The sequence below is a fragment of the Pseudonocardia pini genome (genome assembly GCF_013870575.1).
In the GTDB taxonomy this organism is placed as follows: domain Bacteria; phylum Actinomycetota; class Actinomycetes; order Mycobacteriales; family Pseudonocardiaceae; genus Pseudonocardia; species Pseudonocardia pini.
In genome coordinates, this window is record NZ_JACBXB010001008.1 from 1 (window position 1) to 1,628 (window position 1,628).

The window sequence follows — 1,628 nt, forward strand, 5'->3', positions numbered from 1 at the left end:
GCAGGCCCGGGTGGGGACCACCGCGGCGGGCACCCCGTCGCGTGAGCCCGCGTAGCGGTGGGTCCAGATCAGCAGCTCGGCGAGGTAGCCGGGCTCGTGCCGCTGCCGACCTGCGGCGTCGGCCAGTACCCGGTGGGTCCGGGCCAGCACCGCGGGGTCGGTGACGGGGGTGAGCCCGACGCCGAACGCGGCGGCGTACTCCACCAGAGCGGCGATCCGAGCGGGCGGTACGGGCTCCGCGGCGTAGCGCCGCCGGTCCGTACGACGCCTCCCGAGCTGACCGAACAGCCGCGCCGCCGCCTGGTCGGGTCGCCCGTCGACGACCCGGACCGTCGCGAGGTGGTCCCGTCGTTCCGGATCGGGAAAGCGGTCCAGCTCCACGGCCATGCCCAGTCCGGCGGCGGCGACGGCCAGGTGATGCAGGACCGCGCCACAGCTGATCACCAGGTCGCGGCGGTCGGGGTCGGTGCTCGGCAGGTGCCGGGTCGGATCGGCGTGCAGCTCGACCTCGGCTCCGCCGAGGCGGAAGAGCCAGGGCTGGGTGTTGTGCACCGATGGTGCCTGGAGCGCGAGCTCGACGGCATGGTGCAGGGACCGCTCCATCTCAACGCCCCCGGCCGACGGGGCTCGGCGCGAGGGCGATGTCGCGGGCCCACGCGCGGACGCGCTCGGGGTCGCGGTGGCCGCCCGCACGCTCGCCGCGGGCCGTCCGCGTCGCGAGGAACCCGCAGGTGGTCGCGGCGGTCGTCGTGGCGATCCCGGCCGTCCCGCCGTTCGTGGAGGCGTGCACGACGAGGAGGGCGGCGTGCGGGTTCTCGGTGGTCGTCATCGTCGGCTCCCTCGTCGCCCCGCGGTCCGCCCGCGGCAGCCCCGAGCCTGCCCGCGGGCCGCGCTCGGCGGCAGGGTCCTCGGGTCCGCTCCAGCTGCGTCGGACGGCACAGCCAGGGGCGGGACCTTCGGCCCGTCGCCGACCGGGGCGTGCCGTCCCGTCCGCCCAGCTACGAGCGAGGGGACGCTGCGCGGGCCGCCTGCGTGACCTCCTGCGGAGCTCCTGCTCGGACGTCGAGAACGCGGTCCACACCGGTGAGGGCGAGGGCCCGCGACACGGCGCGGTCGCCGGGACCCGGTACGACCACGAACCGTCCCCGGCGCCTGCGGGCTTCGGCGTCGGCCTCGATGAACAGGGCGAGGCCCCGCGACCCGAGGTAGGTCACCCTCGTCAGGTCCAGGACCACCGCCTGATCGGCGTGGGTCAGGGCGCGCACCGCGTCGGCGAGGGGCTCGACGGTCACGGCGTCGATCTCGCCGCGCACCTCGAGGAGCGCCACACCGCCTTCGTGTTCGGTGACGCGCAGACCCCATCCGACCGGCGCCCTGGCGGGGCCGGTCACCCGTTCCCCTTCCCGGGCCTCTCCGTCTTGGCGCCCGCCGGCGTCTCCGCGCGGCGGGCCTGACCGGGTGCACCGGCGGAGGGTGAGCTGGTGAGGGTGGATGTCGGGCCTCCTGTGCGGGCGGTCGTCGAGCTGTGCTGCGGGAGAGGCGGTGGGTCCGGACGACAGCCGTCCACAGTGCAGTGGTCGAGTTCATCCAGACCGACCGGCAGAGCATGGGCGTCACGGTGCACACCC

3 protein-coding genes are annotated in these 1,628 nt (G+C 75.9%); all 3 read right to left on the reverse strand.

The features are described 5' to 3' along the window. Positions 1–603 (reverse strand): Acg family FMN-binding oxidoreductase (locus tag H5J29_RS31910; RefSeq protein ID WP_376768598.1); only part of this gene is annotated, 603 nt, incomplete at its 3' end. A 1-nt stretch (position 604) separates the two neighbouring features. Further along, positions 605–829 (reverse strand): hypothetical protein, encoded by a 225-nt coding sequence (locus H5J29_RS31915; RefSeq protein ID WP_181784637.1) that lies wholly within the window; start codon positions 827–829, stop codon positions 605–607. 169 nt (positions 830–998) lie between these two features. Further along, positions 999–1,391: an STAS domain-containing protein gene (locus tag H5J29_RS31920; protein WP_312858501.1), complete on the reverse strand. Its 393-nt coding sequence runs from the start codon at positions 1,389–1,391 to the stop codon at positions 999–1,001. Positions 1,392–1,628: the final 237 nt, after the last annotated feature.

Bases quoted from the DNA above. Each gene is read 5' to 3' on its own strand.
- H5J29_RS31915 (WP_181784637.1), bottom strand. From the start codon at position 829: ATGACGACCACCGAGAACCCGCACGCCGCCCTCCTCGTCGTGCACGCC.